This window comes from Streptantibioticus parmotrematis, assembly GCF_019890615.1.
Lineage (GTDB): Bacteria > Actinomycetota > Actinomycetes > Streptomycetales > Streptomycetaceae > Streptantibioticus_D > Streptantibioticus_D parmotrematis.
In genome coordinates, this window is the sequence record NZ_JAINVZ010000083.1 from 1 (window position 1) to 224 (window position 224).

1 protein-coding gene is annotated in these 224 nt (G+C 67.0%); it reads left to right on the plus strand.

Annotated features, from left to right (window positions below; all coding sequences use genetic code 11):
- Nucleotides 1–224, plus strand: a 224-nt coding sequence (locus tag K7472_RS32340) for a GTP-binding protein (RefSeq protein ID WP_222982837.1), incomplete at both ends; no start/stop codon positions are given.

A 224-nucleotide genomic window follows, 5' to 3' on the forward strand; every position in this document is an offset into this window, starting at 1 on the left:
GCGATGGACTTCGGCCGCATCACGCTCGACGAGGACCTGATCCTCTACCTGTTCGGCACCCCCGGACAGGACCGCTTCTGGTTCATGTGGGACGACCTCGTACGCGGCGCCATCGGCGCCGTCGTCCTCGTCGACACCCGCCGCCTCGCCGACTGCTTCCCCGCCGTCGACTACTTCGAGAACTCCGGCCTCCCCTTCGTCATCGCCCTCAACGGATTCGACGG